This window comes from Micromonospora sp. CNZ296 (genome assembly GCF_007827635.1).
The window spans coordinates 1-16066 of the sequence record NZ_VISW01000007.1 but is presented as its reverse complement, the minus strand read 5'-3'; the positions used below and the strand labels follow the sequence as shown (position 1 = coordinate 16066).

Below are 16066 nucleotides of genomic sequence, written 5' to 3'. Positions count from 1 at the left end.
CCGACAATCGTCGGTATGGCCCACGAGCGTCCCCTGTACGAGCGAGATCCGGCAGCCTGGCAGGTCCACCTCGCCGAGGGCAACGCGCGGCAGCCCCGGAAGCGGGTGGGAGCTGACGTACTGCTGCGCAACGGTGACGGCGACATCCTGTTGGTAGATCCGCGCTACAAGCCCGACTGGGACCTGCCGGGCGGCATGGCGGAGGCGAACGAGCCGCCGCACCTGGCCGCCGAGCGGGAGCTACGCGAGGAGTTGAGTCTCGAACTGCGCGTCGGACCGTTGCTGGTCGTGGACTGGGTGGCACCGCACGGCCCCTGGGACGACAGCTTGATGTTCATCTTCGACGGCGGCGCACTGCCTCCCGCCGAGCCGTTGAAACCGGCTGACGGCGAACTGGCCGACGCACGATTCGTTGCGCTCGATGATGCGCAGGCGCTGCTTCGCCCGTACGTTTGGCATCGGCTGCGTCACGCGGTGGCCGCGCTGAGCGACGGACGCCCGAGGTACCTGACCAACGGAACCACCTGAGACCCTCGTACACATGTTCCATCCACAGCCTGTGGACGCCGAGAGGACCGGATGAGTTACCAGCTCAGCGCCGTGGTCGCCGACGTCGAGCTGCTTCGCGAGCAGACCGCCGACCTGGACCACGCGGTGCTCGCCGCGCTCCGCCAGGACTTCGCGCTGCTGCCGGTCACCCCGCAACTCGTGCAGGAACTGACCGGCGGCCTGCCGGACTACGCCACCGACGAGCCGCACGCCGAGCGCCCGTTCCGGCTGGTGCTGTCACCGCCCTTGGCGGAGGTGCTGGCCTGCTGGTCGAGGATCAGCCCGGTGGCGTACCTGGAGGCGGAGTTCGCGGGCGGCCTGGGCCACCAGTCGGCGGTGGTCTGGCTGGGCGGCGAGGTGAGCTGGGGCCCGCGGTACGACGCCGCGCTGGACCGGCCGCGTACCGAGTGGCCGATCAACACGGCGCTGGCCCGGCTGGGCGCGGAGCCGGGCGCGTGGATCGACCCGTTCGCCGAGCTGGGCCTGCACCTCGAGCGCGACACGGACGGCTGGCTGGCGCACGGCCGCCGCGGACTGTCCGCCGACTACTGGGACGACCTGGCTGAAGAGTGGGAACTACGCCAATCCGACCAGCACCAGCAACCTCATCGCCCTGGCCCCGTTGGTGACTGGGGGATTGCATGAAGCTACGACAATTCGGCTTTATTGCCGCGATGCTTGCTGCCGCGTCCGCAGCCGGCAGCGGCGTTCATCCACAGTGGCCCACCCGCCCGGTCGGCGCCGCCCAGGTGGTCAGCCTGGAAGGCCTGCGCAACGCGGAGTTCGGCGACACCGAGGCGGCCCTGACCCGGCGCGGCGTGCTGCGCGCCGACGAGGAGGCATGCGGACCCGCGCTTGTGGGGCACGGCTCGGTCAGCCCGATCTTCGTCGACGACCGGCTCGTCCTGCTGTGGCTCGACGACCCGATGAGCACGCCCGAGGGCATCAGCGCCGGCACGCCGGTCGGCGAGGTCCGCGCCGCGTATCCCGGCGCCGTCGACCTGCCGGCACCGCCCGGCAGTCACCGCTTCGCCGGGCTGCTCGCCCGCGAGGGCGACCGCGCGTACCTGTTCCTGCACGACGGCGTCACCGTCCGCGAGATCATCGCCGGGTACGCGGACTGGGCCCGTCGCCTCTTCGACGAGGGCTACGGCCCCTGCTGACGCTCGGCAGCGACCGCCGGGCACAGCCCTCCACCCGGCCGCTTCCGGCGCCTCGGCTCAACGACCCACGCTCGACCAATGGGACGATTTATCAGGTCTGCCGCTTATCGAATAGCGAAGCCCTGAGCTCTGACGCCGGTACGGCCTGATTGGATGATTCTCTGCGCTTCATTTTCATGTGATAATGGCCGCATTGGTGCCCATGACGGGGCCATCTCGATGTCCGCCTACGTGTCGCGCACCGTGATCTGGGGAGGCCATGGACCAGCCCGTCGTTCCAGCCCTCATTCCCGCAGTCATGGCACTCGTAGGGCTGATCGCGGGTCTTGTCGCGCCGATGATTGCGGGGTCGGGAGAGAGTCGACGGCGAAGAAGGGAGGACCAGCGTGCGAGATGTGACGAGATACTGGGACTGTTCGAGGACATCAGCGTCTATCGCGCCTTGACCGAATCGGAATCGGCGGTACGTCGTCGGTTGGTGCTGTCGGCCGCGCGATTGAAGGACCAGGCAGCTCGCGAGGCATGCCTCAGCCTCGCCAATGCGGTGGCGAGATCAGACGCCGACGAGGAAGACATCCTGCGGCAATGGACGGTCATGATCCGAGAGGTCTCCCGCGTCTATCGTTCACATCTTTGAGGACAGCGACATGGCAAATCATGGGGGCAGGGGCAACGAGGATCTTCGGCTCACCGAGGAATTGATGGGGAAAACCGGCCCCGCCACGTCCAAGTCGTCGAACGCTTTGCGACGGAGCCAGTATCTGGTGGGGCCGCCGGAGGCGAACCGGCGCTCCGAGCTGGAACGTACGTTACGCGAGGCCTCGAAGATCTCGATATGCGGAATCGCCAGCCGGAGCGTAGTACTGGCGATGTCAACAGTTGCCGCGGAGGTACGCAAGAGCGAAAAGGACTTCCCGTGGGACAGCCTGCATTACGTCACACCGACGCCGTCAATGATTCTCACCGGGCGCAGCGGAGTCGGGCTCGGGCCGGTCGTACGGGACTGGCAGGCGGCCGTGGACACGATCCGAAACTGCGCTCGTCAGCAGGCGCGGGCGGTCCCCGCCGCCGCTGCCAGGCGGAGCAAAGCATTGCAGTTGCTGGGGATGCGTCACTATTTCTTGGAAATGCTGATGCACGTCACCGTCCGCAGTACAGGCCGTAAAGAGTTCTGGTTGACAATAGGGGCCGGCCATCAGAGCAACGACCTTCCCCTTCTGGTGGTCGAGGAGACGGACGACAACTATCCCATTCTAGATGACATGCACAGCCGATTGATCGAAGGCTGCGAAGAGCTGGCGATCCGGCAGGTGCGCTGTGACCTGATCGAAGCGAGCGATGTGAACGGCCCCCCACCGCCGGGAGGCTGGCACGACGAGAAGACGCCTTACCTCGTCGTACACGGCCTCGAGCCGTACGGGACCGGCGGGCAGGCCCGTCCCGCCTGCATGCCAGTGGCGGCCGTGATGATCCGCGCGAACACCAACCGCGGCCCGGTCGTCATGCTCAGGCAGCGCAACGAGTTCTCGGACACCGACTCCTTCGGAAAATACTCGCTCATCACCAGCAGGCTCCTTGAGGAGGACCTGGCTACCGCACTGGGAGTTCCGGTATTCGCCGACCGGCACGTGGATGCCGCCACCGACGCGATGTGGCAGGCAACCAGAACCGATGGCCCGCTCGGGGTCCCGGTGAAGGCGTTCATACGCGCAGCGCAGCGGGAGTTGTTCATCTGCTGCGGCCTCGATGCCCCGGAGAGCCGATTCCAGTTCCACGGATACCAGGTCGTTTCCACGGCGGACGGCTCACAACTCGGCTTCGCCGTGTTCGAGTTGGTGCTCAACCGGCATGAGCCTTTCGACGAACTCGTCGCAGCCGAGGACTGGGACCGGGAGGAGAACCTCCTCGTGGTCAGCCAGTCCGACCTGTACACCGAGGCGTATACTGATCGTTTGAATCGTCTGTTGACGCAGCGCGAGGGATGGTTCCGCACCACCATTCTGGCTCGCCCAATTGCCGCCAGTCACTGACCACGCCGACCTATCCGAAAATACAAGCCAACGAAACAGATCGATATTCTTCGAGCGAGGACCGATGTGGCTTCGAGATGAGGCGTCGACGATTCGACGCCGGGCACCGAATGATCTTCCCCAAGCAGTGATCGGTCTCGTCATGGTGCCCGCCGACGACCCGGAGCTGGTACTGGTCGGCATTCGGAGCAGTGAGGGGAACGTCCGCCATCCAGGAGTCGTGAGCATCCCCACCATGCGCGTGCCGGCAGAGTGGGCGATCCAGGAGACCGGAGTCATCAGGAGCGGCGAGACGAGGCAACTCGAAGGAGCGGAGGGCACCTTCGGCAGGACGCGGTCGACGTCGACAGCAGCCGGCTACGCCGTCGAAGCCCTCCTCTCGAAGAAAGTCCTCGACGGCTCCCTCCTCGACACCGGCTACACATCCGGGCGATGCGCCTTCCGGCTGGCGATGCGAAGCGACGTCGACGACCCGACCGGCCAGGACGGGAGCATCGAAGACACTCTGATGCTCACCGTCCTGGCAATCTGCGACTTCGGTGCCGATGCGCTGCGCGGCCGCAGTCACAGTTATTCCCAGCTCGAGTTCGTCAGGTCGTCGGATCTGGTGAAGGCCTGGCGACAACGGGACGGCCAACTGCTGTTCCCGGCGGCCAACCCGCTCGAGGTGTGCATTCGCGGACTCTGCGTCGAGTCAGCGGTACGGCTGCTCGACTCGCCTGCGGTGATACGCGCCATGAGCGCGACAGGCTTCGGGCCCGGCGTGCGGTGACAGGCGCGGCGACGCTGGCCGCACCGACGGCTCCTTCGTGACGGGATGCGAGAACGCCCGGTGCGATCCTCGCGGATCGACCCGGGCGTTCTCGCATTTCACGAGCGGTGGCGGCGGGATTTGAACCCGCGGAGGGCGTAAACCCTCACACGCTTTCGAGGCGTGCTCCTTAGGCCACTCGGACACGCCACCGCCGACGAGGGTACAGGACCGCCGGCTTGGACGCCGAACCGGTATCCCTCGGCCCGGCCTGGCAGGATCTTTGCCATGAGTACGCACATCGGCGCTGAGCCGGGAGAGATCGCCGAGCGGGTCCTGATGCCGGGCGACCCGCTGCGGGCCAAGTGGATCGCGGAGACCTACCTGGAGGGGGCCCGCTGCTACACGACGGTGCGCGGCATGCTGGGCTTCACCGGCCGGTGGAACGGTGTCGACGTGTCCGTCCAGGGCTCCGGCATGGGCATGCCGTCCGCCTCGATCTACGCCCACGAGCTGGTAAACGAGTACGGCGTGAAGTCGCTGATCCGGGTCGGCTCCTGCGGTGCCCTGACCGAGGATCTGCAACTGCGGGACGTGGTGGCGGCGATCGGCTCGTCCACCGACTCGAACATGAACCGGATGCGCTTCGACGGGCTGATCGACTACGCCCCGGTGGCCGACTTCGGGCTGCTGCGTACCTCGGTCGAGGTGGCCGAGCGGCGCGGCATCAGCATGCGGGTGGGGCCGATCCTGGCGGCGGACGCCTTCTACACGGACCGGCCCGACCTGTACGACAGGCTGGCCGACTACGGCGTGCTGGCGGTGGAGATGGAGTCGGCGGCGCTCTACACGATCGCGGCGCGCTTCAAGGCCCGCGCGCTGACCATCCTGACCGTCAGCGATCACATCAAGACCGGCGAGAAGACCACGTCGCAGGAGCGTGAGCAGACGTTCGGCCAGATGGTCGAGATCGCGCTGGACACCATCATCGCCTGACCTGATCGATCCAGGGCCGCCCCGTCACCGCTCGGTGGCGGGGCGGCTGCGCGTTACCCGGGTCACAAAAATAAATACGACCGGTCGTGCTTGTTTCCCCTAGGCTGATCGCATGACCTCCGACGGCCGCGTCGCCCGCGGCGACCGCACCCGCACCGCGGTGCTGGACACCGCCGTGGCGCTGGCGACCGAGGTCGGCCTGCACGGCCTGTCCCTGGCCCAGCTCGCCGACCGGCTGGAGGTGAGCAAGTCCGGCCTCTTCGCGCACTGGCGCTCCAAGGAGGCACTGCAACTCGCCACAGTCGACCGGGCCGTGGCGCAGTGGCAGGAACGGATCGTCGCCCCCGCTCTGAGCGCGCCACGAGGCGTACGCCGGCTGCGCGCGCTGCACGAGGCCCGGATCGACTTCTACGCCGCCCGGGTGCTGCCCGGCGGCTGCTTCTTCGCCAACACCGAGTTCGAGTACAACGCCCGTCCCGGCCCGGTCCGGGACCGGCTCGCCGAGGCGTTCGCCAGGTGGACCGCACTGCTGGAGCGCCTCGTGCAGGAGGCGGTCGACCTCGGCGAGCTTCCCGCCGACCTGGACGTGCCGCTGCTCGCGTACGAGATCGACGCGCTGGGGATCAGCGCGGTGATGCGGTCCCGGCTGCTCGACCCGGACGCCACCTACCGGCACGCCCGCCAGGGCCTGCTGACCCGGCTGCGGGCGCTCTGCCCGGATCCGACCCTGCTACCGGAAGGCCAGTCATGAGCCACGCCACCGCTGACCGGCAGGTCGCCGAGTTCGGGCACGTCGAGCACGTGCCGGTGCACTTCGACGACCTCGACGCCATGGGCATCCTGCACAACGCCCGCTACGCCGTGCTGCTGGAACGCGCCCTGACGCCCTACTGGGCCGAGCGCGGCGTCGCCTTCCGGGGCGACGTGCACGCCACCCCCGACGTGTTCCACGCGGTCCGTGAGTTCACCATCACCTACCAGGCGCCGGTCGTCGGCGTCGGCACGGTGGCTGTGCACTTCTGGCTCGAACACTTCGGCACCAGCAGCGCCCGCTACGCCTTCGAGTTCCGCTCGGTGGACGGCGCGACCGTGCACGCCACCGGCACCCGGTCGATCGTCCGGCTGGACCCGGCCACGCTGCGCCCGACCGCCTGGACCGAGGTCGGCCGAGCGGTCGCCGCGACGCTGCTCCGCCCCGCCCCGGCCGACGCCTGAGACCGGAAATCCTCAGCGGAAGAAGGCGCGCAGCACCGCCGCGCTCTCGCGTTCCAGTACGCCGCCGTACACCTCGGGGCGGTGCGTGACGCGGCGGTCGCGCAGCACGTCCCAGAGCGACCCGACCGCGCCCGTCTTGGGTTCCCAGGCGCCGAACACCACTGTCGAGACGCGGGCCAGCGCGATCGCCCCGGCGCACATGGTGCACGGTTCCAGCGTCACCACGAGCGTGCAGTCGTCCAGCCGCCAGCGGCCCAGCCGCTGCGCGGCCCGGCGCAACGCCAGCACCTCGGCGTGCGCGGTCGGGTCGCCGGTCAGCTCCCGCTCGTTGCGTCCGATCGCCAGCTCGGCGCCGTCGGGTCCGTAGAGCACCGCGCCGACCGGCACGTCGTCGGCGTCGGGGGTCGCATCGTCCGGGCCGGTCACCGCGACCTCAAGGGCCCGGCGCATCCACAGCTCGTGCCGCTGCCGGCGGCCGATCGCGCCCGGGTCGGCGAGCGCCTCGTCGGCGCCCGGACCGACGCGCCCGGCCCGGCCGGGGGTGGGCTGCCCCGGGCGTACGGTCTCCAGCGCCGGATCTGTCGCGTCGGCCGGTTCGGCGGCGCCGGGCGTCAGGGACTCCCCGGGCTCAGACCTCACGCAGCTCCTCGACCTCGTCCGCGCAGCCGAGCACCTGGCAGATCTCGGCTGTCACGTCGGCCGGCATGGAGCCCTCGTGCGCGCAGAGCGCCAGCAGCTTCTGCGCCGGGATGCCCAGGTCGGCGAGGAGGTCGGCGTCACCGACCGGGTCGGCCTCCGGGTCGACAGCGGGTTGCTCGGTGTCGTCGCCGTCGCCGGAGGCGCGCGGCTCGTCGACCTCCTCCAGCCCGGTCACCGAGGTCTTCAGGTCGCCGACGAGCAGCGCGCCCAGCCGGGACTCCTCCGCGTACGCCGAGTCCGAGCCGAAGACCCGCAGGTCCTCCCCCTCGTCCAGGCGCAGGATGACCAGGTACGTGTCGTCGGCCTCGACGAACAGCAGCGAGAGGTCGGCGTCCGGCTCGACGTCGCGCAGCCGGTCGGCGACCTCCTCGATGTCGGTGACGCCCCGCAGGCTCACCTCACCGGCGGTCCAGCCGCCGTCGACGCGCGCCACGGCAGCAGCGAAGTACGACACGGTCCCCCCAAATCAGCCTCGGCAGCACGCCGACACGTCACGCGATGCACGTTAACCGGTCGGGTCGGCAGGCGAGCGGTCAACGCCCCGTATGGGCCGGCCGTTCCTGAAGAGAAAGCCGGTCAGCCGACGACGCGCCGGCGGGTGGCGATGAGTTGGCGCAGCCGCTCGGTGCGGGCCCGCTGCGGCCGCTGGCGCTGCTGTACCGCACGGGCACCGGCCAACTCGGCGAGGAGTTGCAGGCGTCGGCGGCTCCGATCGGGGTCGAGCCGCGGCGGTGTGGTCCAGGCCATACCGCGAGCGTGGACCGTCCTCAGGCGTACGTCAAGGTGGCCTTCGCTACGCAGCGAAACCGGCACCGAAGGTCACCAGAGCGGCCAGTCCCCGGTCTGCGCCCACCGCATTGCGACTATCGCTGCGGCGATGCTCCAGCCACCCGCGGTGACGATCGCCACGCCCGTCGCCACCCCCCGGTCGCCGTGGCGGACCAGCACCGCGGCGGCCAGCCAGGCCAGGCCGCCGGCCAGCAGCGTCCACCAGGCGTAACCGGCGACGCCGCCGCCGACCAGCCCGAACAACAGCAACCAGGCGAACGCGACCAGCGCACCGACAGCGACGCCGGCGCCGGTGATCGGGTACGGCTCGCGGTAGCTGGGCCGCATCGACGTGCTCGACGGGAACAGCCCCGAGGGCGTACGCGGTGGCGGGAACGCCCCCGGACCGGTCCCCTCGGGTCCGCCGTGCCACCCGTGCGTCACCGCCGCCCCCTTTCCCGGACCGTCCGTCCCGCGTTCGGCTTTCGTCCCTACGGTAGTGGTCTGTCAGGATGACCGGATGCGCTCGCCATCGATCGGACGCCGCACGCGGCCGGCGTACCCGGTCCTGCTGCTCGTCGCGGCGCTCGCCGCCGGGTGCGGCGCCCCTACCGGGCGCGCCGACAGGTGGCAGGAACCGAGTCCGATCGCGACGGCGGCGCAGCCCGCCGACCCCGCCCCGCCGGTCGCCTCCTCGTCCGCCACGCCGTCGCCGGCGCGCACCGACGTGAAGCGGGTCTTCCCGGTGCGGGCCGGCAACGTCGACTACCACCCGACGCACGGCGGCTACCCCGGCACCGACGTGTTCGCCGACTGCGGCGAACCGGTGGTGGCGGTCACCGACGGCGTGGTGCTGGAGGTGAGCCGCGTCGACCGGTTCGACAAGCGCGGGCCGCTGGGCCCGAACAACGGCGGGCTCTCCGTCTCGCTGCTCGGCGACGACGGGGTGCGCTACTACGGCTCGCACCTGAGCGCGATCACCGCGGGTGTCGACGCCGGGGTACGGGTGCGTGCCGGGCAGCAGCTCGGCGAGGTGGGCCGTACGGGGAACGCCAACAACGTCTGCCACCTGCACTTCGGGCTCTCCCCGAAATGCACGGGCGCGGACGACTGGTGGATCCGCCGGGGCGTGGTCTGGCCGGCGCCGTACCTGAACTCGTGGCGCAAGGGCGGCAACCGCTCGCCGGTCGCCGAGGTCACCGCCTGGCAGCGCAAGCACGGCTGCCCGGCTTCGCCCGGCCGGTCCACCCGCAGCGGCTGACCGACTCGCGGTTGCGGGGCCACGCGGCGGACGGCGTATGCGCGTAGGTTCCAGGACATGAGTGCCCGGGATCCCCTCGCCGACCTGCGCCGGATCGCGTTCCTGCTGGAACGGGCGAACGAGGCCACGTACCGGGTCCGGGCGTTCCGGTCGGCGGCGAAGACGCTCGGCGCGCTGCCCGCCGCCGAGGTGGCCGAGCGGGCCCGCACCGGCAAGCTGACCGAGCTGTCCGGCGTCGGTGACGTCACCGCCCGCTGCGTGGCCGAGTCGCTGGCCGGCGAGGAGCCGGTCTATCTGCGCCGCCTGCTGGCGACCGAGGGCACCGACCTGGACGAGGCGGCGGCGAAGCTGCGGGACGCGCTGCGCGGCGACTGCCACACCCACTCGGACTGGTCCGACGGCGGCTCACCGATCGAGGAGATGGCGCTGGCGGCGGTCGAGCTGGGCCACGAGTACATGGTGCTCACCGACCACTCGCCGCGGCTGACTGTGGCCCGGGGCCTGACCGCGGAGCGGCTGCGCAAGCAGCTCGACCGCGTCGCCGCCGTCAACGAGGCGCTGCCGAAGGGCTTCCGCCTCCTCACCGGCATCGAGGTGGACATCCTCGCCGACGGCTCACTCGACCAGGACGAGGACCTGCTGGCGCGCCTCGACGTGGTGGTCGGCTCGGTGCACAGCGGCCTCAACGACGACCGGGCGAAGATGACCCGCCGGATGCTGACCGCGATCGCGAACCCGCACCTGGACATCCTCGGCCACTGCACCGGCCGGATGGTCTCCTCCCGGCCCGCCGGGGTGACCGGGCCGGGCGACCGGGGGCACCGGGCGCGTACCCGCAAGGAGAGCGAGTTCGACGCGGACGCCGTCTTCGCCGCCTGTGCCGAGCACGACGTGGCCGTCGAGATCAACTCCCGGCCGGAGCGGCAGGACCCGCCGAAGCGGCTGATCCGCCTCGCGCTGGAGGCCGGGTGCCGGTTCGCCATCGACACCGACGCGCACGCGCCGGGCCAGCTCGACTGGCAGCGCTTCGGCTGCGAGCGTGCCGCGCTGTGCGGCGTACCGGCGAAGCGGGTGGTGAACACCTGGACGGCCGACCGCCTGGTGAAGTGGACGACCGGCCGTAGCTGAACGTCAGCCCCGGGTGGCCGGCTCGGCGGCGCGGACTGCGGGCGCCACCGCCTCCGGGCGTGGGCGACGCCGCCCGAACAGGCCCTGGGCGACCGCCACGCCGACGAGCACCACGAACGCGCCGACCGGCTGGTGCCAGTTCATCCGCTCGCCGAGCACCACCGCGCCGACGAGCACCGCGAACACCGGGATCAGGTACGTCACGGTGGACGCCGTGCTCGCCCCGGCCAGCCGGATGTTGCGCATGTTGATCACGAAGGCGAGCCCGGTGCCGAGCGCGCCGAGCGCCAGCACGCTCGCGATCACGCGCGGGGAGAGGCCGGTCGGCGACGGCGGCGTGCCGACGAACGGCGCGACGAGCGCGAGCTGCGCGGTCGCCACCAGCAGCTGGGCGGCCGACAGCGACAGCCCGGAGTACGCGCTGCCCGCGACGAACTTCTTCTGGTACGGGATCGCCAGCCCGTAGCAGGCCGCCGCGCCGAAGCACATGAGCTGGCCGACGAAGTGGGCGCCGCCCACGCCCTCCCAGACGCCGAGCACCACGAGCACGCCGGCGAAGCCCAGCCCCAGCCCGACCGCACGCCGGACGGTCAGCCGCTCGGTGCGGAACACCAGCACCGCCAGCGGCAGCACGATCAGCGGCGTGGTGGCGTTCCAGATGCCCGCGAGCATCGACTCGACCCGCTGCTCGCCGTAGCCGAACAGCGTGAACGGCACCGCGACGCCGAACGCGGCCACCACGAGCATGTGCGCCCAGACCCGGGGGTCGCGGGGCAGCCGGTCGCGCAGCACGGCAAGCACCACGAGCAGCGTCAGCGCACCGGTGGCCACCCGGTAGAGGGTGAGGTGCACGGGGTGCAGCTCGGTGACACCGACCTTGATGAACAGGAAGCTGGAACCCCAGATGGCGGCGAGCGCGACGAACCCGGGCAGCCAGCTCCGCGCCGGCGCGCGGTCAGGAGTGATCTCGACGTTCACCCCTGACACTCTGCCGCAGAGGTACGACGAAGTCGCGCGGTATTCCGGATGCGGGGTCACGTAGGGTCGCCTCGTGGGACGAATCGATGACCTCGCCAACCGGTACGTGGCCGAGTGGGCCCCGCTGAGCCCGACCGGCGCCACCTACGTCGGCATCGCCGGCTACGACGACCAGCTCGACGACCTGTCGCCCGAGGGTTACGCGGCGCGCGCCGACCTGGCCCGCCGCACGCTCGGCGAACTCGACGTGACCGAGGCGGAGACCGAGGCGGAGCGGACCGCCCAGGAGGCCATGCAGGAGCGCCTCGGCCTGGAGCTGGCCCGCTACGACGCGGGCGAGACCGGCAGCGAGGTCAACGTGATCGCGAGCGGGCTGCACGAGATCCGGATGGTCTTCGACCTCATGCCGACCGACGGCGAACAGGCCCGGGCGAACGTGGCCGCACGGCTCAACCGCTTCGCGTCCGCGCTGGACGGCTACAAGCGCACGCTGCGCGAGGCCGCCGCGGCGGGACGGGTCAGCTCGCGGGTGCAGCTCGTCGAGGTCGCCAAGCAGTGCGACGTCTGGGTCGACCCGGAGGGCGACAACTTCTTCCACGGGCTGGTCGAGCGGATCGACGCCGACGGCGCGCTCGGCGCGGAGCTGCGCAAGGGCGCCGCCGCAGCGACCGCCGCCACCGCCGAGTTCGGGCAGTTCCTGCGCACCGAGCTGGCGCCGGTGGGCAGGGAGAAGCAGGCCGCCGGGCGGGAGCGCTACGAGCTGGCCTCGCAGTACTTCCTCGGCGCGAAGGTCGATCTGGACGAGACGTACGCCTGGGGTTTCGCCGAGCTGGCCCGGCTGGAGGCCGAGATGCGCGCGGTGGCCGCGCGGATCGCCGGGCGCGGCGCCTCGGTCGACGACGCGGTACGCGCGCTCGACGCCGACCCGGCGCGGACGGTACGCGGCAAGGAGGCGTTCCGGGACTGGATGCAGGCGCTCGCCGACAGGGCGGTCACCGAGCTGAACGGCACCCACTTCGACATCCCCGAGCAGGTGCGCCGGATCGAGTGCTGCCTCGCGCCGACGAGCGACGGCGCCATCTACTACACCGGCCCGAGCGAGGACTTCTCCCGGCCGGGACGGATGTGGTGGGCGGTGCCGCAGGGCATCACCGACTTCTCCACCTGGCGGGAGGTGACCACCGTCTACCACGAGGGCGTGCCGGGTCACCACCTCCAGGTCGCCCAGACCGCCGTCCGGGCCGACCTGCTCAACCGCTGGCAGCGGCTGCTGTGCTGGGTCTCCGGGCACGGCGAGGGCTGGGCGCTCTACTCCGAGCGGCTGATGGACGAGCTGGGCTACCTCGACGACCCGGGTGACCGGCTCGGCATGCTCGACGGGCAGGCGCTGCGCGCGGCCCGGGTCATCGTGGACATCGGCATGCACCTGGAGCTGGAGATCCCGAAGGACAACCCGTTCGGCTTCCACCCGGGCGAGCGGTGGACGCCGGAGCTGGGCTGGGAGTTCATGCGGGCGCACTGCCGGGTGCCGGACGAGAACCTGCGCTTCGAGCTGAACCGCTACCTGGGCTGGCCCGGGCAGGCCCCGTCGTACAAGGTGGGCGAGCGGATCTGGTTGCAGGCCCGCGAGGACGCGAAGGCCCGCAAGGGCGCCGACTTCGACCTCAAGGAGTTCCACCGCCAGGCGCTCGACCTGGGCTCGCTGGGGCTGGACCCGCTGCGCAAGGCGCTGGCCCGGCTCTGAACCGGGTGCGGGTGCCGGCGGTGAGTCCCGCCGGCACCCGCCGGGTCAGGCGCCGAGCGTCAGCCGCAACGTCGGCCGGCCGGTGAGCGTGTTGCTGGTGACGTACGCCAGGTCGATGACCGGGTCGGTGAACGTCACCGGGATGGGGAGCGTGACCGGCAGGCCGTCCGGGAACGGCAGGTCCGGCGTCAGCGTCAGCTTGATACCGGCGAGCTTGCCGACGAACCGGGTGCAGTAGAACGCGACGTCGTCGCGGACCGTGAGGCGGTCGGTCGCGTACCGCTGGGTGCGGCCCCTGGGACCGTCGGCGACCAGCAGGAAGTCGTCGGTCACCGCCTCCTTCATGCTGAACTTCAGCACCTTGAGCGCACCCTGCTCGGTCTGGAGGTCGGTGATCCCCTCGAACCGTAGCCCGGTCATGGTCACCTTGGAGCCGGTGAGCTTCGACGGCGTCTGGCCCACCTTCGGCAGGCTCGGGTCGGCGGCGATACGCGGCAGGGGCTTGCCGGGTTCCACTTTGCCGGGCTTCGCCGGGTCCACCTTGCCGGGCTTGCCCGGCGCCGGGCACTCGGTCGATCCGGGCCGGGTCGTCGGCTTGCTCGTCGGGGCCGCCGATCCGCTCGCGGTCGGTGTGGGCGACGGCGTCTCGCTCTTCTTGCTGCTGCCCTTGAACAGGTCACCGATCCCCTCGAAGAAGTCGGTGATGATGTTGCCATCCCGCGTCGGGCTCACGCTCGGCGACGGGGTGGGCGTCGCCGTGGGCGCGCTCGCGCCGGGCGTCGGCGTGGCGGGCTTCGACGGGCAGGCGCTGGCGGCGGGCTTACTCGGGGCGGCGGCCTGCACCGCTCGGGGCTGCACGGCGAGGCCGGCGGTGGCGAGGCCGAGCACCACGAGGACGATGCCGAAGGCGCGCGGGTCCGCCGAACGCCCCGCCCACTCCGGCGGGCCGCCGTCGGATCCGGCCGCCTGCCCGTTCACCGACTGCCGAGGGACCGGCCGCTCCCCGCCCGGCCGCTCGGCAGTCGGCTGCTCGACGGCCGGCCGTACGCCGGCCGGCACCTCGACGGTCGGCCGCTCGTCCGCGGGCTGTGCGTCCTCGGGCCGCGTGTCCACGGGCTGCCCGTCCGCGGCGGTGCCGGGCTCGGCGTCCACAGCGGTGCCGGGTTCGGCGTCCGCCTCGGCGTCGCGCTCGTCGGCGGCCGGACCGGCGGGACCGGCCGGAGGGGTCGGCACCCAGGCGAACGCGAGCGCGCTGCCCACGATGCCGAGCAGCAGACCGACGAAGAAGCCGCCGAGGTTGAGCCCGATCAGGGAGTAGACGGTCGTGATCGCCGCGACGATCGAGTAGAACAGCCGCTGCGGCGGGCTGAGCCAGAGCAGCACCCCGCACGTCACGAGGATGCCCGGGATCAGCAGCGAGAGCAGACCGGTGGCGCCGCTGCTGAAGCTCAGGCCGTTGAGGGTCAACCGGGTGGAGGCGAGCATCTCCACCCCGGCCAGGATGATGAACAGGCCGCCCCAGAACGGCCGGCTCCGCTGCCAGCGGCGGAAGGTACGCCATGCCCGGGCCGCGGTGCCGAGCCGGGCGTGGGACGGGTCGACGGTTGTCACGTACTCCTCCTGGCGGAGCGGGGACGGGAACGATCGGGCGGGCCCGCGGTGGTCGGCCACCGCGGGCCGTGCTCAGCTCAGAAGCACTCCTTGCCCTTGGCGTCGTCGCCCACGTTGACCTTGAGCCGCAGCCCGACCAGGTTGAACGTCGAGGAAGTGGTGTAGCGGGACACCTGCTTCAGGTCACGGATGGTCACCCGGTCGGAGTTCTGGCCGAACGAGCCGCGCTGCGCCGTCGGGTTGAGGTCGCTGGCGTCGCGTCCGATCTTGATGTTGGTGAAGGTCGCGTTGCCCTCGAGCGAGTCCATCGCGATCACGAGGTCCTTGGCCCGGGCGGGGTCCTTGCCCTCACCGGCGTTGATGGTGAGCACCACCGGCAGGCCGGGCAGGTCGGCGCGGACGGACTGGCAGAGCTTGTACAGCTCGGCGCTGCTGATCTCGGCCATCGCGACCGGGCGGGTCGCGCCGGCCTTCCCGTCCTCGCCCTTCTCGCGGACGATGCCGCCGTACTGCTTGAAGCCCTCACCCTCCAGGCGGTCGGCGCCGATCTTGAACGTCTGCCCGGACACGGTGATGTCGGAGGCGATGGCGCCGGTCGACATGCCGAACAGGATGGCACCGGCGGCGGCCGTGGTGGGCACGATCATGGCGGCGAACCGCCGCCACCGGGTACGACCCTGGTTGTCGAGCCGATTCTGCACGGGGTTCCTCCTCGAACGAATGTGCGCGGCGGCCGGTGGGGAACCGGTGGCCCGCGCCGGGCCCGTCCTCTGTTACCGACGGGTAACGATCGAGCCTGATCGTGCACCCGATGCGGTGCAGCTCACAACCCCCTGATTACCCGGCGGTAACACCGGGGTGAGACAGAAAGGTGACCAGGCGTCACGAAATCCCTGCCCAGGCAGGGCGTGGAGGGCGAAATGTCGCGGCAAACCGGGCATAGATGACGGTGAACGCGACGGAAAGTCACCGGACATCTCGCCGTTACAATCGAGTAACGAATGTAAAGTAGGTTCGCCCGCATGGGAGATGTTGACGACGGAGGGGTGGGGGGGGGGGGGGGCCCCCCCCCCCCCCCCCCCCCCCCCCCCCCCCCCCCGGCGCCCCCCCCCCCCCCCCCCCCCCCCCCCCCGCGCAGTGGTTTTTTTGGGCGCCCGCGCCCACGTAAAAAAA

At 71.0% G+C, this 16066-nt stretch carries 19 protein-coding genes and 1 tRNA gene; 12 read left to right on the top strand and 8 right to left on the bottom strand.

Going from position 1 to position 16066, the window contains the following annotated elements:
• Positions 1-15 precede the first annotated feature (15 nt).
• From FB455_RS13525 to FB455_RS13500, 6 genes are all read left to right on the top strand, one after another.
• The gene (locus tag FB455_RS13525) at positions 16-528 is read left to right on the top strand and encodes an NUDIX domain-containing protein (RefSeq protein WP_030274965.1); all 513 of its coding nucleotides are present in this window, start codon (positions 16-18) and stop codon (positions 526-528) included.
• Positions 529-579: 51 nt separating this feature from the next.
• Positions 580-1194 carry a hypothetical protein gene (locus FB455_RS13520; protein WP_030274963.1) on the top strand — a complete coding sequence of 205 codons (615 nt, stop codon included), beginning with the start codon at positions 580-582 and terminating at the stop codon, positions 1192-1194.
• Complete coding sequence (locus FB455_RS13515; protein ID WP_013289058.1) at positions 1191-1712, top strand: hypothetical protein; 522 nt, start codon at positions 1191-1193, stop codon at positions 1710-1712. The genes FB455_RS13520 and FB455_RS13515 overlap by 4 nt, the downstream gene beginning before the upstream one ends.
• 259 nt (positions 1713-1971) lie before the next feature.
• Positions 1972-2349 (top strand): hypothetical protein, encoded by a 378-nt coding sequence (locus FB455_RS13510; protein WP_041799133.1) that lies wholly within the window; start codon positions 1972-1974, stop codon positions 2347-2349.
• A gap of 10 nt (positions 2350-2359) precedes the next feature.
• Positions 2360-3742 carry a hypothetical protein gene (locus FB455_RS13505; protein WP_013289059.1) on the top strand — a complete coding sequence of 461 codons (1383 nt, stop codon included), beginning with the start codon at positions 2360-2362 and terminating at the stop codon, positions 3740-3742.
• 220 nt (positions 3743-3962) lie between these two features.
• Positions 3963-4514 carry a hypothetical protein gene (locus tag FB455_RS13500; protein ID WP_225319525.1) on the top strand — a complete coding sequence of 184 codons (552 nt, stop codon included), beginning with the start codon at positions 3963-3965 and terminating at the stop codon, positions 4512-4514.
• A gap of 105 nt (positions 4515-4619) precedes the next feature.
• Here the strand turns inward: FB455_RS13500 and FB455_RS13495 are convergent.
• Positions 4620-4706: transfer RNA gene (locus FB455_RS13495), tRNA-Ser, on the bottom strand.
• 75 nt (positions 4707-4781) lie between these two features.
• On the opposite strand from FB455_RS13495, the gene deoD reads away from it, so the two are divergent.
• The 3 genes from deoD (at position 4782) to FB455_RS13480 (ending at position 6704) form a co-directional block, all read left to right on the top strand.
• Positions 4782-5489, top strand: a complete 708-nt coding sequence (gene deoD / locus FB455_RS13490; protein WP_013289061.1) for a purine-nucleoside phosphorylase — start codon at positions 4782-4784, stop codon at positions 5487-5489.
• Positions 5490-5601: 112 nt separating this feature from the next.
• Positions 5602-6240 (top strand): TetR/AcrR family transcriptional regulator, encoded by a 639-nt coding sequence (locus FB455_RS13485; protein ID WP_013289062.1) that lies wholly within the window; start codon positions 5602-5604, stop codon positions 6238-6240.
• Positions 6237-6704: an acyl-CoA thioesterase gene (locus FB455_RS13480; RefSeq protein WP_013289063.1), complete on the top strand. Its 468-nt coding sequence runs from the start codon at positions 6237-6239 to the stop codon at positions 6702-6704. Before FB455_RS13485 ends, FB455_RS13480 begins: the two co-directional genes overlap by 4 nt.
• A 12-nt stretch (positions 6705-6716) precedes the next feature.
• Here FB455_RS13480 and FB455_RS13475 read toward each other — a convergent pair whose 3' ends face one another.
• The 4 genes from FB455_RS13475 to FB455_RS13465 all read right to left on the bottom strand — a co-directional run bounded on the left by FB455_RS13475 (position 6717) and on the right by FB455_RS13465 (position 8519).
• Positions 6717-7184 (bottom strand): nucleoside deaminase, encoded by a 468-nt coding sequence (locus FB455_RS13475; RefSeq protein WP_338105229.1) that lies wholly within the window; start codon positions 7182-7184, stop codon positions 6717-6719.
• Between the two features lie 148 nt (positions 7185-7332).
• On the bottom strand, positions 7333-7857 hold the full coding sequence (locus tag FB455_RS13470; protein ID WP_145753565.1) for a tRNA adenosine deaminase-associated protein: 525 nt from the start codon (positions 7855-7857) through the stop codon (positions 7333-7335).
• 122 nt (positions 7858-7979) lie between these two features.
• Entirely contained in the window at positions 7980-8150 is a 171-nt protein-coding gene (locus FB455_RS34270; protein ID WP_018786529.1) for a hypothetical protein, read from the bottom strand.
• A 72-nt stretch (positions 8151-8222) separates the two neighbouring features.
• Positions 8223-8519 (bottom strand): hypothetical protein, encoded by a 297-nt coding sequence (locus FB455_RS13465; protein ID WP_013289066.1) that lies wholly within the window; start codon positions 8517-8519, stop codon positions 8223-8225.
• A 172-nt stretch (positions 8520-8691) separates the two neighbouring features.
• Here FB455_RS13465 and FB455_RS13460 point away from each other — a divergent pair, with 172 nt between their 5' ends.
• Together FB455_RS13460 and FB455_RS13455 are read left to right on the top strand one after the other, a co-directional pair.
• Positions 8692-9432: a M23 family metallopeptidase gene (locus FB455_RS13460; RefSeq protein WP_091330612.1), complete on the top strand. Its 741-nt coding sequence runs from the start codon at positions 8692-8694 to the stop codon at positions 9430-9432.
• A gap of 57 nt (positions 9433-9489) precedes the next feature.
• A complete protein-coding gene (locus tag FB455_RS13455; RefSeq protein ID WP_030274952.1) occupies positions 9490-10560 on the top strand; it encodes a PHP domain-containing protein in 1071 nt (356 codons plus the stop codon).
• Positions 10561-10563: 3 nt separating this feature from the next.
• Here FB455_RS13455 and FB455_RS13450 read toward each other — a convergent pair whose 3' ends face one another.
• Complete coding sequence (locus FB455_RS13450) at positions 10564-11538, bottom strand: DMT family transporter (protein ID WP_174361751.1); 975 nt, start codon at positions 11536-11538, stop codon at positions 10564-10566.
• Between the two features lie 73 nt (positions 11539-11611).
• Between FB455_RS13450 and FB455_RS13445 the strand changes: the two genes are divergently transcribed.
• The gene (locus FB455_RS13445; RefSeq protein ID WP_145753562.1) at positions 11612-13282 is read left to right on the top strand and encodes a DUF885 domain-containing protein; all 1671 of its coding nucleotides are present in this window, start codon (positions 11612-11614) and stop codon (positions 13280-13282) included.
• Positions 13283-13327: 45 nt separating this feature from the next.
• Here FB455_RS13445 and FB455_RS13440 read toward each other — a convergent pair whose 3' ends face one another.
• The gene (locus FB455_RS13440) at positions 13328-14893 is read right to left on the bottom strand and encodes a DUF6114 domain-containing protein (RefSeq protein ID WP_030274949.1); all 1566 of its coding nucleotides are present in this window, start codon (positions 14891-14893) and stop codon (positions 13328-13330) included.
• A gap of 77 nt (positions 14894-14970) precedes the next feature.
• Positions 14971-15594 (bottom strand): DUF6230 family protein, encoded by a 624-nt coding sequence (locus tag FB455_RS13435; protein WP_013289072.1) that lies wholly within the window; start codon positions 15592-15594, stop codon positions 14971-14973.
• Between the last annotated feature and the right edge of the window lie 472 nt (positions 15595-16066).

Coding starts and splice junctions, on each gene's coding strand:
- FB455_RS13525 (WP_030274965.1), top strand. CDS start 16: ATGGCCCACGAGCGTCCCCTGTACGAGCGAGATCCGGCAGCCTGGCAG.
- FB455_RS13520 (WP_030274963.1), top strand. CDS start 580: ATGAGTTACCAGCTCAGCGCCGTGGTCGCCGACGTCGAGCTGCTTCGC.
- FB455_RS13515 (WP_013289058.1), top strand. CDS start 1,191: ATGAAGCTACGACAATTCGGCTTTATTGCCGCGATGCTTGCTGCCGCG.
- FB455_RS13510 (WP_041799133.1), top strand. CDS start 1,972: ATGGACCAGCCCGTCGTTCCAGCCCTCATTCCCGCAGTCATGGCACTC.
- FB455_RS13505 (WP_013289059.1), top strand. CDS start 2,360: ATGGCAAATCATGGGGGCAGGGGCAACGAGGATCTTCGGCTCACCGAG.
- deoD (WP_013289061.1), top strand. CDS start 4,782: ATGAGTACGCACATCGGCGCTGAGCCGGGAGAGATCGCCGAGCGGGTC.
- FB455_RS13485 (WP_013289062.1), top strand. CDS start 5,602: ATGACCTCCGACGGCCGCGTCGCCCGCGGCGACCGCACCCGCACCGCG.
- FB455_RS13480 (WP_013289063.1), top strand. CDS start 6,237: ATGAGCCACGCCACCGCTGACCGGCAGGTCGCCGAGTTCGGGCACGTC.
- FB455_RS34270 (WP_018786529.1), bottom strand. CDS start 8,150: ATGGCCTGGACCACACCGCCGCGGCTCGACCCCGATCGGAGCCGCCGA.
- FB455_RS13465 (WP_013289066.1), bottom strand. CDS start 8,519: ATGCGGCCCAGCTACCGCGAGCCGTACCCGATCACCGGCGCCGGCGTC.
- FB455_RS13460 (WP_091330612.1), top strand. CDS start 8,692: ATGCGCTCGCCATCGATCGGACGCCGCACGCGGCCGGCGTACCCGGTC.
- FB455_RS13455 (WP_030274952.1), top strand. CDS start 9,490: ATGAGTGCCCGGGATCCCCTCGCCGACCTGCGCCGGATCGCGTTCCTG.